20 protein-coding genes, 1 tRNA gene and 1 riboswitch are annotated in these 16,751 nt (G+C 62.0%); of the genes, 3 read left to right on the top strand and 18 right to left on the bottom strand.

The annotated features are described in order from the left end of the window. Window positions 1-6 precede the first annotated feature (6 nt). The 5 genes from NW848_RS13205 to NW848_RS13225 form a co-directional block, all read right to left on the bottom strand. Window positions 7-1,119, bottom strand: coding sequence for a glycosyltransferase family 4 protein (locus NW848_RS13205; RefSeq protein ID WP_414511207.1), 1,113 nt, complete (start codon window positions 1,117-1,119; stop codon window positions 7-9). Further along, window positions 1,116-2,126 (bottom strand): AAA family ATPase, encoded by a 1,011-nt coding sequence (locus NW848_RS13210; protein ID WP_414511208.1) that lies wholly within the window; start codon window positions 2,124-2,126, stop codon window positions 1,116-1,118. Before NW848_RS13210 ends, NW848_RS13205 begins: the two co-directional genes overlap by 4 nt. A gap of 26 nt (window positions 2,127-2,152) precedes the next feature. Continuing rightward, window positions 2,153-3,115 carry a class II fructose-bisphosphatase gene (gene glpX / locus NW848_RS13215; protein ID WP_414511209.1) on the bottom strand — a complete coding sequence of 321 codons (963 nt, stop codon included), beginning with the start codon at window positions 3,113-3,115 and terminating at the stop codon, window positions 2,153-2,155. Between the two features lie 122 nt (window positions 3,116-3,237). Beyond that, entirely contained in the window at window positions 3,238-4,026 is a 789-nt protein-coding gene (locus tag NW848_RS13220) for a DUF1559 domain-containing protein (protein WP_414511210.1), read from the bottom strand. A gap of 70 nt (window positions 4,027-4,096) precedes the next feature. After that, window positions 4,097-4,663 (bottom strand): hypothetical protein, encoded by a 567-nt coding sequence (locus tag NW848_RS13225; protein WP_414511211.1) that lies wholly within the window; start codon window positions 4,661-4,663, stop codon window positions 4,097-4,099. Between the two features lie 384 nt (window positions 4,664-5,047). On the opposite strand from NW848_RS13225, the gene NW848_RS13230 reads away from it, so the two are divergent. Further along, window positions 5,048-5,638: a sigma-70 family RNA polymerase sigma factor gene (locus tag NW848_RS13230; protein WP_414511212.1), complete on the top strand. Its 591-nt coding sequence runs from the start codon at window positions 5,048-5,050 to the stop codon at window positions 5,636-5,638. Window positions 5,639-5,645: 7 nt separating this feature from the next. Here NW848_RS13230 and prmC read toward each other — a convergent pair whose 3' ends face one another. Further along, entirely contained in the window at window positions 5,646-6,587 is a 942-nt protein-coding gene (gene prmC, locus NW848_RS13235) for a peptide chain release factor N(5)-glutamine methyltransferase (protein WP_414511213.1), read from the bottom strand. Between the two features lie 55 nt (window positions 6,588-6,642). Further along, a riboswitch (cobalamin riboswitch) is annotated at window positions 6,643-6,765 on the top strand. Between the two features lie 151 nt (window positions 6,766-6,916). Between prmC and NW848_RS13240 the strand changes: the two genes are divergently transcribed. After that, a complete protein-coding gene (locus NW848_RS13240; RefSeq protein ID WP_414511214.1) occupies window positions 6,917-7,672 on the top strand; it encodes a type II secretion system protein in 756 nt (251 codons plus the stop codon). A gap of 3 nt (window positions 7,673-7,675) precedes the next feature. On the opposite strand, the gene NW848_RS13245 is transcribed toward NW848_RS13240, so the two are convergent. From NW848_RS13245 to NW848_RS13265, 5 genes are all read right to left on the bottom strand, one after another. Further along, window positions 7,676-8,383 (bottom strand): metallophosphoesterase, encoded by a 708-nt coding sequence (locus NW848_RS13245; protein WP_414511215.1) that lies wholly within the window; start codon window positions 8,381-8,383, stop codon window positions 7,676-7,678. Further along, complete coding sequence (gene trpC, locus NW848_RS13250) at window positions 8,380-9,171, bottom strand: indole-3-glycerol phosphate synthase TrpC (protein WP_414511216.1); 792 nt, start codon at window positions 9,169-9,171, stop codon at window positions 8,380-8,382. Before trpC ends, NW848_RS13245 begins: the two co-directional genes overlap by 4 nt. A 109-nt stretch (window positions 9,172-9,280) precedes the next feature. Then, the gene (locus tag NW848_RS13255) at window positions 9,281-11,032 is read right to left on the bottom strand and encodes an ATP-binding protein (RefSeq protein WP_414511217.1); all 1,752 of its coding nucleotides are present in this window, start codon (window positions 11,030-11,032) and stop codon (window positions 9,281-9,283) included. Between the two features lie 154 nt (window positions 11,033-11,186). Then, window positions 11,187-11,261: transfer RNA gene (locus NW848_RS13260), tRNA-Thr, on the bottom strand. Window positions 11,262-11,285: 24 nt separating this feature from the next. Beyond that, window positions 11,286-11,669, bottom strand: a complete 384-nt coding sequence (locus tag NW848_RS13265; protein WP_414511218.1) for a HesB/IscA family protein — start codon at window positions 11,667-11,669, stop codon at window positions 11,286-11,288. Window positions 11,670-11,764: 95 nt separating this feature from the next. Here NW848_RS13265 and NW848_RS13270 point away from each other — a divergent pair, with 95 nt between their 5' ends. Then, window positions 11,765-12,193, top strand: a complete 429-nt coding sequence (locus tag NW848_RS13270) for a type II secretion system protein (protein ID WP_414511219.1) — start codon at window positions 11,765-11,767, stop codon at window positions 12,191-12,193. Here NW848_RS13270 and NW848_RS13275 read toward each other — a convergent pair. The 7 genes from NW848_RS13275 to NW848_RS13305 form a co-directional block, all read right to left on the bottom strand. Next, complete coding sequence (locus tag NW848_RS13275) at window positions 12,178-12,855, bottom strand: J domain-containing protein (protein WP_414511220.1); 678 nt, start codon at window positions 12,853-12,855, stop codon at window positions 12,178-12,180. The two genes, NW848_RS13270 and NW848_RS13275, sit on opposite strands and share 16 nt — an antisense overlap. A gap of 30 nt (window positions 12,856-12,885) precedes the next feature. Next, window positions 12,886-13,194, bottom strand: a complete 309-nt coding sequence (locus NW848_RS13280; RefSeq protein ID WP_414511221.1) for a hypothetical protein — start codon at window positions 13,192-13,194, stop codon at window positions 12,886-12,888. Continuing rightward, window positions 13,191-13,589: a hypothetical protein gene (locus NW848_RS13285; protein WP_414511222.1), complete on the bottom strand. Its 399-nt coding sequence runs from the start codon at window positions 13,587-13,589 to the stop codon at window positions 13,191-13,193. Before NW848_RS13285 ends, NW848_RS13280 begins: the two co-directional genes overlap by 4 nt. 12 nt (window positions 13,590-13,601) lie before the next feature. Continuing rightward, window positions 13,602-13,877, bottom strand: a complete 276-nt coding sequence (locus NW848_RS13290) for a hypothetical protein (RefSeq protein ID WP_414511223.1) — start codon at window positions 13,875-13,877, stop codon at window positions 13,602-13,604. Between the two features lie 12 nt (window positions 13,878-13,889). Continuing rightward, window positions 13,890-14,093 carry a hypothetical protein gene (locus NW848_RS13295; protein ID WP_414511224.1) on the bottom strand — a complete coding sequence of 68 codons (204 nt, stop codon included), beginning with the start codon at window positions 14,091-14,093 and terminating at the stop codon, window positions 13,890-13,892. An 826-nt stretch (window positions 14,094-14,919) separates the two neighbouring features. Beyond that, a complete protein-coding gene (locus NW848_RS13300) occupies window positions 14,920-15,789 on the bottom strand; it encodes a prepilin-type N-terminal cleavage/methylation domain-containing protein (RefSeq protein WP_414511225.1) in 870 nt (289 codons plus the stop codon). 117 nt (window positions 15,790-15,906) lie between these two features. Further along, the gene (locus NW848_RS13305) at window positions 15,907-16,743 is read right to left on the bottom strand and encodes a hypothetical protein (RefSeq protein ID WP_414511226.1); all 837 of its coding nucleotides are present in this window, start codon (window positions 16,741-16,743) and stop codon (window positions 15,907-15,909) included. Window positions 16,744-16,751 lie beyond the last annotated feature (8 nt).

Below are 16,751 nucleotides of genomic sequence, written 5' to 3' on the forward strand. Positions count from 1 at the left end.
CGAGCGTTATCGATACAGGAGCCTGCGATAGAGGGGCGTGGTCTGCTCTACAGTGTGCCGAATGTGGAACCGCGCGGCGGTTTGGAACGCATTGTGCGCCAGTCGCTGCGCGAGAGCGCGGTCTTTGAGCAATTGGAGCGCGGCGCTTGCCAGCGCGGCGGGGTCTTCAGGTGGAACCAATAGTCCCGTGCGCTCGTGTTCGACCAAGCGGCGCATCGCGGGGATGTCGGTCGCCACGACAGGCAGCCCGCAAGCGATTGCCTCCATCGTGGATAGCCCCAGCCCTGCGTCGCGGGCAGGCGCGAGCAGCACATCGGCGGCGGCGTACAACTCCTCGACCGCGCTCCAATAGCCGAAAAAGCGCACATGGTGTGGACGACGGCACCGCACGGCAAGCTTCACCAAGCGCGTGTTTTCGGGTCCGTCGCCTGCCAACCACAAGTCGGCGTCGGGCAGGCACTCCCAGATGCGCTCCATCGCCTGAATGGCGACATCGAACCCCTTGTGGCGCACGAACCGCCCGACGCACAGCAAAATCGGGCGCTCTGCAGGCACGAAAAACTGCTCGCGCATCACCTCGCGTCGGGGGATTTTTTCGAAACGCTCCAGGTCGATGCCGCCAGGAACCACCTCGATGCGTTCGGCGGGCACGCCGCCGCGCGCCAGCCCTGCCTTCACCTGCTCCGAGACGGCGGTAATCACACGCGGGAACTTGGCAATCCAGCGCCACAGGGCGCGCACCAGTGCGCTTTTGCTTAATAGCAGGTGGTGAACCGTCCACAGCCATGGGTACTGGTCGCGGAACGCCCACGCGCATATCCAGCCTGCCCGCACGCCGTGGCAGTGGACGAACGGAAACTCCTCCGCGTGGCTGCGCAAGATGCTCACCGCGCGCGAATCGGCGAGGATGCCCGCGCGGTCGCGGATGAAGTCGGGTCCTGTGAGCGTGGGCGCGTAGCCGAATTCAGGGAGGTACTTGATAAGACCTTGCACATGGCGTAGCATGCCGCTGCTGCTGGGGCGCACCACAAGGAGCACGGGCGCCCGCTCGCGCCCGTCGCCCGAATCGTCGGGCGCGTCGCGCAGGTGGGGCGGGCGTTCCAACAGCAGGCTACTCATCGCGGGACAGGCGTCGCCTCCAAAATGCTCGACAGGATGCGATCGGCGTTCAGCCCTTCCACTTCCGCTTCGGGCTTGAGAATCAGGCGGTGGCGCAGCACGGGCGTCGCCATCTGTTTCACATCGTCGGGCGTGACGAAGGTGCGCCCGCGCATCGCCGCTAACGCTTTGCTGACCAGCAGCAGCGCGACGCCCGCGCGCGGACTGGCGCCCACCAGCAGGTACTCGTTCTGGCGCGTGCGGCGCACAATCTGCAAAATGTAGTCGCGCACCTCGTCAGTGACCTGGATCGAGCGCACGACGGCGCGTAGCCGCTCCAACTCCTCCGCGCCCATCACAGGCTCCAACCCAACCTGTTCCAATTGGTGTGTGCGGAAGCCTGCATCGTGCAGGCGCAAAATCGCGCGCTCCTCGTCTTCAGCGGGGTAGTCCATCACCACCTTGAGCAAGAATCGGTCTAACTGCGCTTCGGGCAGCGGGTAGGTTCCCTCGTACTCGATGGGGTTCTGCGTGGCGAACACCATAAAGGGGCGCGGCAGCGCGTGCGAGACGCCATCGATGGTGACCTTGCGCTCCTCCATCGCCTCTAACAGCGCGGATTGCGTTTTCGGTGGGGTGCGGTTCACTTCGTCTGCCAGCACGATGTTGGCGAAAATCGGTCCGTAGCGCACGCGGAACTCGCCCGACTGGGCGTCGAAGATGGTCGTGCCGATAAGGTCGGAGGGCATCAGGTCGGGCGTGAACTGCACGCGGCGGAACTGCAGCCCCAGCGTCTGGGCAATCACGCGCACCAACAGCGTTTTGGCAATTCCTGGCACACCCTCGATGAGGATGTGCCCGTCCGCCAGTAGTGCGCACAGCGCTTGCTCAACGACGCGCTGCTGCCCGATAATCACGCGCCCGATCTGCGCCTCGACACGCTGGAGCGCGTCGCCCACCGAGTCAGTCGTAATCACGCCACCGCCTCTCACTGCCCACGCGCCGTGGGGGCGCGCACGCCGAATCATTCTACCCCACGCGGGGGTGTACCGCGTCAGTAGCGCGGGTCATGGTGGAAGTGGTGGTGCGTCTCCAGCCAGCGGATGGTGCCGCTGCGCGAGCGCATCACGACCGAGTGGGTAATCGCGCCCCAGCCTGTGTAGCGCACGCCGCCGAGCAGGTTGCCCCCCGTGATGCCCGTCGCGGCGAACACCACATTGCCCCACGCGAGGTCTTCCATCGTCAGCACGCGGTCGACATCCTCGGTGCCGAGCAGTTGCTTGGCGCGTTCGCGTTCCTGCTCGTTGCGGAACACCAGTCGCGCCTGAATCTCGCCGCCCATGCACAGCGCGGCGGCGGCGGAGAGTACCCCTTCGGGCGCGCCACCAATGCCCATCAGCACATCGATTTCGCCCTGCGGGTCTAACGCCTCCAGTGCAAGCGAGAGGTCGCCGTCGGACACCAAGCGGATGCGCGCCCCTGCCTGCCGTATCTCGCGAATCAGTTGCTCATGGCGCGGGCGATCCAACATCCCGACGGTCAGGTCTTGTACCTCCTTGCCGAGGCTCTTGGCGATGACCTTGAGGTTCATGCGTGGGGGGAGGGTGATGTCCACCGCGCCTTTAGCGGAGGGACCGACGACGAGTTTGTCCATGTAGATGTCGGGGGCGCGCAACAGTTTCCCCTCGCCTTCTATCGCGGCGGCGACGACGCTGATGGCGCCGGGCTGCCCCGTCGCGACGAGGTTCGTGCCCTCCACGGGGTCAACCGCGATTTGCACAGCGTAACCGTTGCCCGTGCCGAGTTCCTCGCCGATGTAGAGCATTGGCGCCTCGTCGCGTTCGCCCTCGCCGATGACCACAACGCCCTTCATGTCGATGTCGCCGAGCGTGCGGCGCATCGCCTCGCAAGCCGATTGATCGACCGCGTGCCGATCGCCTTTGCCAACCCAACGCCCCGCACTGAGCGCCGCCGCCTCAGTCGCGCGTACAAAATCCATACCCAAATTGCGATCCATAGCCTGTCTCACCTCGTGTGCAGTGTCTGCATCGACGACGACAATTTTCGGCTATCAGGGGAAGTTTCCTGCCGTGCTTGTGGAAAACAAAAGCCCCGCCATCGGCGGGGCTTACGGCGCGATTAGTTGCAGTTGCCGGGGTTATTGCGGTTCGGACAGTTACGGCAGGGCGTGCCGTTCGCTCGGCGCGCGGCGACACCCCACAAGTTAATCTGACCTTGATAGGGTCCTACCTCGCCGACATCGAAGATACGCACCTGCTTACCGTCCCAAGTCGGCGCGGTACTGTTTGCGCCCTCGCGCGCGCGCCCCTTAACCGTGCGCGCATGCCCGTCCGCGAAGTTCGCAACACCCAGCCCGTTGTGGCGCGCCTGCAGGTACGACTGAATCGTCGGTGGTGGTCCCAGCGTGCCGTCATACAGCATCGAGGTCTCCACAACATACTCGATCTGCGCTTGGGACACCACCGGGTTGGGAGTCAGCACGCCCGGCACATTTCCGTTCTCGAACACACACCAGTTGAAAATATACCCCGCGTAGCGGAAGTTCGGAAGCGGGCAGACCGGTCTGCCAAGCTGACCAAACGCCTGTACGACATCAAATGCCTGCCGATCGGAGGGGCATATCACGATGTCGATGTTCTTCTTGTAGGCGTAAATGGCATGGTACACGGTAAAGAGACAGCGCTGGTTGTTCTCAATGGTCTCGTAGAGGCTCATCGGGAACCGCTCGTCGTAGTCCTGAATGTATTGCATGACGGCGAGCCCGATTTGCTTCATGTTGTTGGTACACTGGGTCTGCCGCGCCTTCTCGCGCGCCTGCGCAAACACAGGGAACAGAATCGCCGCGAGAATCGCGATAATCGCAATCACGACCAGCAACTCAATCAGGGTAAAGCCATGTCGTCTCATAGTGTCTTTTAGATTCGCCGAGAGCTTGTTTTGTTCCTGCCGTGTATGGTGTGGGTTTTTTTACTGGTCATTACCTACTTGCAGGCGTAGGCGTGGCGACTTCGGCGACCGCACGATCCACGGTCAGCGGCTTGTAGTACGGATTGCGCCACACCAGCTTCAACGCGCAGTTCAGCGACTCGTCGTCGCCCTCTAAGTAGTCCACGACGCCGTATTCGGGCATAAAACTCAGTCCCTCGTAGAACACCTGATAAGGATCGTGCAAGGTGTTCACATAGACATCGAGCAGGCGACGCTTGGTGGCACGATCCAGCGCCTCGGGAGTATAACCCTGTGCCTCGACCCACTTGCGGAATCGCGGCAACCTGCCGAAGATAACCGTCTGATACACATGGGAGCGGATAAAGAGCCGCCGATTGGCGATAAACAGCGCGCGCGCTGCCTCCTGCTTCTTCGAAGCAACACTGACCGCATAGAGATACTCGCCCAGCGGCGTGTGCGTGCTGCAAGTGCCACCGCCCGTGTCGTGATACCAGTTCTCGCGAATCTGACGCGCATGCAGGTAGATGACCATGCTGTAGCCGTACACGCGCCCGTCATACTCGGCGACCAGGAAGCCCTCTGAGTGATGGCGCAACCACGCTTCAAAATACTCGCGCGTCAGCGCCGCGTTGCCAAACAACTGGTCCAGTTCCTCAATCCGATCCAAATCGGCGTGATCCGCCTGCCGTATCGTGAATAAACCTACAGGAATCATGACTGACCTCCTTCGGAAAAATTTCAAGAGGGTTACTCTGTGCGTGGCGGGACGAGCCGGAAATGTCCTTTCGTCGGCAACTACTCGCTGAAATTGCGCTTGCCTATAATATACCCCAATTCGCGTCGAATCGAGCGACGAAAACGCCCAATACTGTGCGATCTGCTGGTGTGTGAAGGGGATTCGGGTGGAATAACCTATGCTTTTCCCCTTCACGCCCTCGTTGGTGAAAAAGTGGGCTATAATAGGGTGGGTGAGCGCACGATGGAAGCGCACTGTGAATATCTATCGACAGATGACTTGGTGCTGCGGGCGCAGCAAGGGGACGAGCGCGCGGCGGAGCAGGTGCTGGCGCTGTTCCGCCCGCTGGCGCAGAACCTCGCAGGGCGGTTCTATATGCCCAGTTGTGATCCCGAAGATGTGTATCAGGTCGCTTTGATTGGTCTGTGGCGCGCGGTGCAGTGTTTTGACCCCCAGCGTAAGGCGGGGTTTGCGGCGTTCGCGCGGGTGTGCATTCGTCGACAGATTCTGTCGGAGCTAAAGCGTGCGCAGCGATGGGCAGCGCCAATCGTGAGCCTTTCGGAAGAGGGGGATGGACGCTCGTGGCTGGAGCAGGTGCCTGACCCGCGCCAGAACCTGTATGAGCAGCTGAGTGAGCGGGAGACAGCGCAACGGCGGCGCGAGTTCCTGGCGACGCGCCTCAGCCCGCTGGAAGCGCAAGTGGTCGCCTTGTATCGGCAGCACCTTACCTACCGAGAGATTGCAGCGCGAATCGGATGCTCGCCGAAAGCGGTGGACAACGCGCTGGCTCGAATCAAGCGCAAGGCGTACCGCCACACTTGCGAAAGCCGCTGAACCGCGCCTACTCACGAATCGCCCACACGACGCGCATTATCCCCGCGTAGTCGCAGACGATTCGTGGCTGCCGAAAGCCCCACGCGGGCAGCCGTTCGGCTAACAGGGGAGCCAGGCGCGGGCTGGTTTCGAATGCAAGGAGACCGCCCGCGCGCAACGCACACCGCGCGCCCCGCGCAATGCGGCGGTAGGGGCGCAACGGGTCATCGGCAGGCGTCAGCAGTGCGCTCTTCGGCTCGTAGCGCGTGATTTCGGGCTGCAGCGCGTCCCACTCGTCGGGCAGCACATAGGGCGGGTTGCTCAGCACCGCGTCCACAGAGCCTGCGCGCAGTCCATGCAGCCAGTCGCTTTGGATTAGCAGCAGGCGCGATTCCAGCCCCAGTCTCCGCCGATTCGCCTGCGCCCAGCGGAGCGCGCGGCGGCTACGCTCAATGCCGATGCCCAGCCAGTGCGGCGCGTGCATCAGGCAGGCAAGCGCGATTGTGCCCGTGCCTGCGCCTGCATCTACGAGGATTGGTGAGCAAGCGACCCCCTCCTTGAGGTTCCCCCTGCTTGCAGGGGGAACCGAGTCGGGCTGGTTCCCCTCGCGAAGCGGGGGGAACCTTAAGGAGGGGGGTAGATTAGCCGCCCATCCCAAAAACACCTCCACCAGCAACTCCGTTTCGGGGCGTGGGATAAGTGCGCCGCGCCCGACCATAAGTTCCAGCCCGTAAAACCACACGCGGCGCGTGATGTACGCCAGCGGCTCACGCGCTGCGCGGCGGCGTACCCAGCTATGCAGTCGCCGCGCGTGCCGCGCTGAAAGGAGCGCGTCAGGATGTGCTATTAGCTGCGCACGCTCCCAGCCGAGGCACGCTGCGACCAACGCCTGCGCCTCGCGCAGCGGCTCTGGTAGCCCTACCGCCTGCAACTGCGCCCCCGCCCACTCGAGGGCTTCGCGAACCGTCATCGGAGTCGGTATAATACCTGCGCTTTCGGCAAACGAGTTCGCGGCGGCTGAATGCACGGGAAGTCGGTGCAAATCCGACGCTGACGCGCAGCGGTAACTGGGGACGAACGCGACATATTGCCACTGGCTTCGGCTGGGAAGGCGTCGTTAGTAGGATGATCCAGAAGCCCGAAGACCGATTCAGCCGTATCTCGCTCGTTTCGCCTCGCGGGTTGGGCGAAAGAGCGCGCGCACGCATGTGCCTGCGGCTGGAGGCGTCCAGCTGGCAGCAACTGCGGCGCAAGCCTTCGTCCCGACCACAGAGCGCAACGCTTATGTGGAGGGATGAAATGATGCAACAGACACGGTACGCGAGCCGCGCACGCGGCTTCACACTGATTGAGCTGTTGGTCGTGATAGCGATCATCGCCATTCTGGCGGCGATCTTGTTCCCCGTGTTTGCCCAAGCGCGCGAGAAAGCGCGTCAGACCGCGTGTTTGAGCAACTTGCGCCAAATCGGAACTGCAGGCTTGATGTACGCCCAAGACTACGACGAGCGGCTGTTCCCGATTGCCTACGACGACTGGTCGCACTACTGGTGGGGCTATGTCGACCGCCAGAACCAGCGGCTGGACACGCAGCGCAGTTTCCTGTATCCGTACATGCGCAACACGGAGATTCAGGCGTGCCCGTCGTTCCGCGAGAGCCGCGCCTACCAGTACGGGCTTTTGGGCTACGGCTACAACTATGTCTATCTTAGCCCGATGCGCCCCCCGAACTACACGCCGATCGCGGTTGCGCTGGCGCAGATTAACAGCCCTGTCGAGACCGCGTGGCTGGCGGATGTGGCGCAGTGGCGCACTTGGGGCGCAGGTGCGCCTGTATTCGAAGGCACGGGCTTCCTCGAACCGCCCTCCTACAATAACCCCACCTTCCACGGGCGGCACAATCAGATGGGGGTCGTGCTGTGGTGCGACGGGCACGCGAAGGTGTTCAAGCCCGTGCTGCGCACAGAAGCCGCCTACGAGCCGCACCGTCGCTACAACTTAGGCAACATCGACCGCGATGGCAACCCCCAGACCGACGAGCTGATGGGCTTGGAGTAACGGCTACTCCAGTTCCCAGCGGTCGTTGCGGCGTGTGAGTGTCAGTAGTGTCGCGCCCTTGCAGAACGGGGGCGCATGGCTGAGCCACACGCCGCCCACTTGCTCTGGGGTCTCGGTCGGCGTGTGGGAATGCCCGCCGAGAATCACATCCAGTTCGGGGCACGCCTCTGCTAGCAGGCGGTCGTGCTGGACGCCAAGGTGCGTGAGCGCAATCAACAGGTCGGTTTCGGGGCGCAGGTGTTGTACCCACTGGCGCGCGGTCTCCAGCGGCGGGTCGAACAGGTACGCGCTGAGCGCGGCGACCTTCATGCGTGGGGTGATCATCGGCACGGTCAGCCCCAGCACAGCGACGCGTACGCCACGATGCTCCGTGCGCCAGACAGGTTGCACAGGCATCGGCGCGTCGGGATACTTGGGGCGCAGGTTGGCGCACAGCAGCGGGCAGGGCGCGCCCTGCGTCTTCGCCCGAAAGCCTGCCGTCGTTAGGTGGAACTCGCGGTTGCCGATGGTCATCGCGTTGTAGCCCGCCGCGCGCATCCAGTCCCACGCTGCTTCGGGACGCAACGGCACAGCGACATTCCCCGCGCGGATGGCGTCGCCCGAATCGAGCAGAAGCGCGTCATGCTGGGCTTTCAGGGCGCGCAGGTGGCTCACGAACGCCTCGTTCCAGCGGTTGTGGGCGTCGCTGGTGTGCAGCAGCGCGAGTCTCATCGGCAAGCGTCCATCCACTCCCGCACGACGGCGACGGGGTTGTCGGCGCGCATCAGCGTCTCGCCCACCAGCAGCGCGTCGACGCCCGCTGCGTGCAGTCGCTGCACATCGTCGGCGGTCTCTATCCCACTCTCGCTCACACGCGTGATCCCCTCGGGGAAGTAGCGCAGCAGGCGCAGAGTGGTGTCCAGCGACACTTCGAACGTGCGCAGGTCGCGGTTGTTGACGCCAATCAGCGTCGCGCCCGACTCGACGGCGGTCTCCAACTCCCACTCGTCATGCACTTCCACGAGGGCGTCCATCCCCAGCGATTCGGCGAGGGCGCGCAGGTCGTGCAGTTGCGCAGGGTCAGGCACAGCAGCGACAATCAGCAGAATCGCATCTGCGCCCAGCACGCGGCTCTCGTAGACTTGGTACGCATCAATCAGGAAATCCTTACGCAAGGCAGGCAGGGGAACCTGCTCGCGGACGCGGGGTAGGTATTCGGGCTTGCCCTGAAAGTAGGGTTCGTCGGTCAATATGCTTAGCGCGTCCGCGCCTGCTTCGTGATACTGCGCCGCAATCTGCAGCGGGTCGAAATCTTCGCGAATGACGCCCTTGCTGGGCGAGGCGCGCTTGAGTTCGGCAATCAGCGCGAGGGGGTTCGGGGTACGGCGCAGCGCATCGTGGAACCCGCGCGTGGGGGGAGCGTCTGCAAGGCGCGCCTTCAGTTCCGCGAGGGGTGTCGTGCGCCGACGGGCGTCCACCTCCTCGCGTTTGGTTTCCAGAATGCGGTGCAAGATGCTCACTGCGCGAAGCGTTTCGCCGCATGCGAGGGGATTCCTGCTGGGAATGCTGCTGCCGTGCTGTGTTCGGCGCTGGATGTTTGCCCGGAGGTGTTTTGCACGAGTCTGCGTTTTAATCGCAGACTCTGCGATTAAAACGCAGACTCTGCGTTTTCTCTGCATTTTCCGCGTTTGCCATCTCATAGCGGACGCTGCGTCCTTTTCCGACAGATTTAAGTTGACCTTGTTTGACCATTTTCTGTAAAACATAGAACGCCTGATGCTCTTTCACTTGGCACAAGCCCGCCGCCTCCCGTCGGGTGATTCGTCCGTGTGCGCGTACATACTGCAGAATCATCTGCTCCCACTGGACGGGTTCGAAACCGCGTTGGCGAACATAGGCGGATGGCATACCCAGTCGGCGGTAGGTGGCAGCCGAGAGGTGGTAAGTTCGCGCCCTGCGCTCGCCACGCCCTTCCACCAGCCCCGCTTCTACCAGTCGCTCTAGTACCGCGCGGGCGTCCGCATCGGATTTTTGCAAGAGTCGGGCGGCTTGTGCGGCTGTCAGACTGCGTTCTTGCCAGAGGGCATTCAGCAAGAGTAGTTCGTCCAGCCGCAGCGGGCGTCCCGCCTGATTCTCCTCGACCACCAGGCGCACGAATGCGAGATTCGCTCGCCCCCCAGGCAACACCAAGACGACATCGGCTGGCGTGCTGCGTTCGTAGGAGGGAGTGGGGCGTCCGTAGCGGAGTTGCTCGGTGAAGATGATGTCGATGCCGCGCCCCGTGCGCTCCACAAGCCCCGCTCGCTTGAAGGCGTCCGCCAAGAGCGGATTGCGCGGGCGCGGCGGTGTGACGAGGATATTGTTCAAATGCACACCTTCTGGGAAGCCGCCAGGATTGGAGATTTCGATGCGGTCATCGTGCCACTGGATGTGAACCGCACCCAAGCGCGTGTAATCGCGATGAATAAGGGCATTCGCAACAGCTTCACGAAAGGCTCGTTCTGAATAATCAGGCACGCCCACCCGCAGTGGTTCCACCATAACCTCTTCCTCGCGATAGCGGGCACGAAAGCGTTGAAGCACTTCCTCCATCACTCGGAGCAACGGGGAGCGGAAAAACTCGTTCACTTCCACCCGTTCACCCCGAAGCACCTGAAAGGCGACTTCGTGGGTAGGTAAAAAACGGCGCAAGGAGGCATCCTTGCCGAAGAGCAACAACGCTAACACACGGATGCGACTCACAGCGTGGTTCGCCTCCACAGCGCCCAGCGCTTTCGCCAGCTCTTCATCAGAAAGTTGCAGTAGCGCCGTGTCGCCTTGTCCCTGACTTTCCCGCACAAATCGGCGCAGGCGCTCAAACTCTAACGGGTCTAAATCGTCCCAAGTGGCGCCTTCAACGACAACAGTGGAGTAATCTAAAAGCCCACGAGTTGCCTGTAGGGATTGCATCTCGTGGAAATGCATCGGAACACATTCGGGCTGTCCTCGCCCGCCGATGATGCGCCGCACATAGACGCCATCGGTCGTACCCACAGGGGTGCGAACGGGCGGGACTTCTATAGCGACGATTTCCACGCCTTCAGGTTGCAGGGGCACGACATGCACTTGCACAGAAAGGGAGGGGCGGGTTCGGTTGGCGATGAGCGCCTGCAAGCGGATTGGGTCGGTCATGCTCCCGTGTCGTGGGCGTGCGCCTGTGGGCTGTCCGCTATCTTCCACACCAATCAGTACCCAACCGCTTTGGGCGCTGGCTCGGTTTGCCAAGCACACAACGGCATGAACGATCTCCTCATCGCGGAGTTCTCGTTGCTTTTCGCTCTTGAACTCCACATCCAAGCTTTCGCCTTGCTGGATGAGGGCGCGTAGCGTTTCGGGACTCATTCCTGAACTACCTCCTCCCAGCCCTCCACCACGATTTTGATAACGCCTGTTACGAGCTGTGCTTGCAGGTGGTTGGTGAGGGTCTGAAGGGTTTGTCGACCCGCCGCCCAACAAGTAGCGCACAAGAGAGGCGAAGGCAGGCGAGAAACACTCCTGGAGCCGACAGTGGGACTCGAACCCACGACCTGCGCATTACGAGTGCGCCGCTCTACCGCTGAGCTATGTCGGCTTCCGCCAAGTATTATACCCAAATCTACCCACAGCAACGGCAACTGCCGCAGCCTGCGCCAGGCGTGCCCATCTCGTCTTCGGTCTGGAACGATGAGCCGCACCCGCAGCTGTTAACAGCGTTCGGATTGTCAATCTTGAACCCGCCGCCGAACATGTCCTCGACATAGTCGATGTGTGAGCCATCCATGTAGCGGATGCTAAGGCTGTCGACATAGATTTTGACTCCGTGCGAGTCGAACACGAGGTCGGTCTCTTCAGGTTCCGCGTCGTCGATAGCCATTTGGTACTGCAGTCCGCTGCAGCCGCCGCCTGCGACCCAGACCCGTAGCCCCGCGTTCTGGATGCCCGACTCTTCCAACAGCGTCTTCAACTCGTGCGCCGCGCGCTCCGATAGCGTGATTGCCATAGCGTCCTCCTGTCGAGGGGAATTTTACCCGATAATCCCTCCACATCCCTATAGGGATGTGGAACAACCCTCCCAGATGTGCGTTGGAGGCTACGATGCGCTGGCTACGCGGGATGACGATGGTGGAAATTTTGTCGCTGGCGGTGATGAGTGTGGCTGTGTTGGCGGCATTTGCGCCGCGTGTGTCGTATCACCTGCCGCGCGACCCCGAAGCGCGCCTGCGCGTGGTGCTGGCAGAGACGCGTCACGCGATTCTCGTGTTCTATCACGACACGGGCGTTTACCCGACCGACCTAAGCGATTTGACAACCACAGAACCGCCTCAGTTTGGGCTCGATCGGTGGCGGCGTCCCAGCATGATGAATCCCGAGTATTATCGCGGTCCGTACCTGCACGCGGTTCCGCGCTGCCCAATTTCAGGCGAGGAGTTGGAGTATTACTGCGATTCGAAGACGGGCGAGATGAAGGTGCGCTCGCCCGCGGAGGGCGTCGGCAGCGACGGGCGTCCCTATCGCGAGTGGTAGGAGGCTGTGATTCGGGCGCGTCGCCACAAACGGCGCGCCCACATGACGCCCAGCACGAACCCCAGACCCCCGCCGACCCACATGCCCGTCGCGTCGGCAATCAGCAGCCCCAACCAACCCAACAGCGCGGTCGGCAGCGCCAGCGCGAACAAGTAGACCGCCCACAAGCCAACCAGCATCCCGACCACCATGCCTACCATCGCGCCAGGAATGCAGCCGACGATGCCGAACGGCAGCCCCAGCAGGAAGCCTGCCACCAGCCCCAGCCCCGCGAACAGCCCTGACAACGCTTGCGCCCACGGAGGCAAGGCGCGGGTAGACGCCTGCACGCGGTACACGCGCCGCTGATAGCCCGCGCGCATCTCGGTGTAGGGATCATTCGGCTGGGCGCGCGGGGCAGTCGGCGCATGGGAGTTCGTGAGCGTCGTCTGCGGCGCGCGGAGCCTGTCGTACTGCTGACGCGACTCGGGATTGCGTAGCAGTTCGTAGGCGGTATTAATCCGCTTCATCCGCTCCTCGTACTCGGCGGCGCGTCCCGCAGGCGCGCGATCTGGGTGATACCGCCGCGCTAACGCAAGGTACGCCTGCCGTATCGCCTCCGCCGACGCGCTCGGAGAGACCCCCAGCTCGCGGTAGGCATCCAAATTCGGGTCGATGCGCATCCCCCCATATTTTAACCCATGACGCGCTCTTCACGCCACAGGCTCAATCAGCATCAAGCGGTAGACGGGGGTTGTATCGAATCGAAACTCCAGCGACCGTAGCACGCGATAGGTCGCGCCGCGCCATGTAAGGGCGGTTCCGTCGGCAAGGCTGACAGTGGGGGCGACGGCGACCGCCCACAGCGGGCGCGGCAGTTCGTTCAGCGTTTCGGGGCTAAATAGCCAGCGGAGCAGATTGCCAGGCGGCTGGAAAAACAGCCCGCGATACGACTGCAGCCCCACATAGAACGGCTCCCCATAGCGGCGCAGCCAGTGATTTAGGCACTCGCGCACAATCACAGCGTCTCCCCCTCGCGCTCGCGGTAGACAAACAGCAACTGCGCGTCGCGCTTGAGGAACGGTTTGAGACGGGCATAGCCCTGCGCTTTCAGCCTCGTCGGGTCGGCGGGGTTGCGCAGGGCAGGCGGCAGCACTTGCAGCCATCCGATTCGAAAGCCCGTCCACGCCCCAAGTTCACGGTAGAGCGTCGCGCCCATCTCGCCCGCGATAATCTCCAGCGCGCCCAGATTCAGCGTCGCCAGCAGGTCGGCGTCGCTTGTGTTGAGGTAGCTCGGCTCAATCGCGTAGCGCAGCGCAGGCAACATCTCGGCAATCAGCGCGTCGATCTCGGCGTCGTACTCGTTGGTGGTTAGGCGCAGTTTGCGCTTCACGGCGGCGCGGGATACGGTCAGCATCGCGACTCACCTCTACGGCTTGGCGGTCTCCTGCCAGTGTGTAATCGCTTGGCGCAGGCTTAGCAGCGCGTCGCGCACATCCTCCAGCGCGAGTTCGAGCCGTTCGTAGCTCGCCTCCGTGCGGGCAACGCTCTGGCGCAGGTAGGCGATGAACTCGTCGGTAATCGCCTGCTCTTGCCGCTGCGCTGCCTCGACCAGCTTGTCCATCCGCGCCAGAATCTGGCGGGTGAGCAGGAACGCCCAGCCCACCAGCGCGCTAATGAGGGGTATCAGTTGCGTCCACTCCATCGCTTGCCTCCGTTAGGGTTCCCAGCGTTCCAGTCGGTACAGCACGACTTGGCGCAGGGCGTTTTCGACCTGTTCGATGCTCTGTGCGGGCAGGCGCAGGCGTTGCGCGAGTGCGTCGCGTTGATGGGCGGGCAGGCGCAGGGCGCGCTCCTGCAGCCACATCAGTAGCGTCGGCTTGAGCAACTGCCACGCCCAGCGGAGAATCGTCTGTCGCATGAGTGAGTACCTCCTCGATCTGGAGCAGGGGGCATGCGCGAATGGCGTCCGTCAGCGCCGATTCGTCCAGTTCGACAAACGCGGGCGCGTTCGGGAACCAGACGCCCCCCTTGCGATAGCCGCGAAACACAGGGTGCGGCACAGCAGAGACGCGATAGCGTCGCATCGGCTTCACCACAGAGGGGGATATTACGCCTGTGCGAGGTCAACATCAGAGAAGGACAACTTGCTCCCCGCTCACTTGTCTCTAATAAGTGTCTTTGCGTTAGATTTTCAATATGCGACAACTTACCCCTTCCTAACCTCCCCCGTCAACCTGATAAGGGTACAACGGTCAAGCGTGGAATTCTCAGGGTGGGCACAATTTTCCAGTGCGAGCGCCGTCGGACAGACACGCCTTGTCGTCCTCACCCCCTCTTTCCCCCTCTCCTGCGAGGCGAGAGGGTGGGAAAACAGCGGCAGGGCGAACAGCCGTTCGCCCCTACACCTCTCTCCCACTCTGTGGGAGAGAGGTTGGGGGTGAGGGCAAAAAAGCGCACTCATTCGGCGTGCAGTGAACCTAAGCGATGTACCCTTACCAGCCCCCGTCAACGGGGGAGGAACTGCAACTCCCTTCCCGTTGACGGGGAGAGTCGGGGTGGAGTGAGCAATGTCGAAATCTCAACGCACAGGCAACTTATAAAGCCCAGGTTTGAGCGACCCTGATAGGTTCAGAGTGCGGCACAAAATAGTGTAGCCTCCCCTATCTGCAGGGGAGGCTATGGCTACGCGAAGTTCTTGCTCACGCTCTTCTCATCCGAGTTCAAGTAGATAGGCGAAGCTAAGGTTACTGCGTCCGTCGCAGATCTCGCGTGCACTTGACGCCTTGAGCATCTTGCACCACAATCCCCCATAGATCGCGTGAGCCGGCTATAGCAGGCGAGGACTGGCAGACTTTGAGCGACTGCCTGCACCTGCCAGCCGCGTAATCCCACTCACGATTGTATGGGGGCGATGTCACGCACCAGAGGCGGAAGGTCTTGTTGGAGATGTTGATGCAGGACACATCGGCGCGGGTCACCTTCATCGACTTTGCGTGCCCATCCGCATAGACGACCGAGACGGTCTCGTTGTGGCGCCCCTCGACGGGCGAGTTGAACAAGCCGCAGTTGCCTGTACCGCCTTGAACAGTAAGGTGCCCGTCCAGATAGGCTGCGGTCTCGACCACAAATTCCAGCTCCGCCTGCTTGATAGGCGGCTGGTTTACTGCGCCTGTAATCGTGTTCGCAGGACCGTCCTCAAACAGGGCGAAGTTCGCCACATAGCTCAGCCATCGGAACTGCCCACAATCGCCTCCTGTCAATCCTATCCCCATTCGACGCCAGAAATCGTCGAGATCCATCGCCTGGCGTGCGGATGGGCACTCGAAAATGTCTTTGTTCTTGACATACGGTTCGATTGCGGAGAGCATGGTGTAGGCGCACTCTTGGTTCTGGTTGTTGCGGGCGCGGTAGACACTCATCGGGTAGGTCTCGTCATAATCCTGAAGATATTGAATGACGCCGAGCCCTGCCTGTTTCATGTTGTTCACACACTGGGTCTGGCGCGCCTTCTCGCGCGCTTGCGCGAACACGGGGAACAAGATCGCCGCCAAGATGGCGATGATCGCAATGACGACCAACAGCTCTATTAGCGTAAAGCCACGATGCCGTATCATACCAATTACCTCCTCGTAGTAGGTGTAATTCTACCCTACTGACGGAATTCCTGCCAGCAGGGTTCCCGATTTGCCCCAAATTCGGGGCAAATCGGGGAGTATTTCTGGTGATTTACCTTAGCAGCTGCTGCCGAAGTTGAACAGCACGGTCAGCAAATCGGCGTCGTCCACCACGCCGTCGCTGTTCACATCGCCGTCGCCGCTACCGCCGAAATTGAACAGCACAGCCAGCAAGTCGGCGTCGTCAATCGTGCAGTCGCCGTTCACATCGCCCTGCGACGGCAAGCTGCTGCTGTAGGCAATCGCGTTAATCGCCCAAGTGCGCGCGCAGGCGCGGAGCGGACTGCCTGTGTTGCAGTCCGTACCTGCCAGTCGAATGAAGCCTTCAAAGCCCAGAAAGTTCACATCCTGGTTGTTCGGGTCGTTGCCGACAGGGGTCAGCGTGAGGTCTGCGCCGCAAGAGGTGCAGCTGAAGGGGTCGGGGCTACATGCGCCCTCGCTAATCTCCATCGTGAAGTCGCCGAAGACCTGTAGGAGCTGGAACCACTGTTGCACAGAGCCGCCGATGAAGGCGCACTCAGGCGGATCAAAAGTGCGCGCACCTTGCCAGCGTACCTGGTTGTTGCCAACAGGCGTGCCGTAGAACTGTACCGTCGCGTTAGACTGAATCGTGTTCACCATCTGCTGGATAGTAATCTCGAAGTCCAGCGCTACCCCGTCGTTGTTCAGATCGGACAGGGTGACACAAATCGGGGCTTGGTCGCCGATACCGCCGCCCGCGGCAGGAATATCGCAAGCGGCTCCGATTCGGATGTAATACGGCGAGTCTTGCAGTCGGAAAGACATCCGTCCTGCCTTGATGAGTTTCTGAACAGGCGTTTGCGCCACTGCAACGCTGGTCAGCGCAAGAAATGCGCCGACGGTTCCCAAAAGAATCGCCTTTCGCATGGTCATCGCACCTC

The organism is Synechococcus sp. RC10A2 (assembly GCF_047502605.1).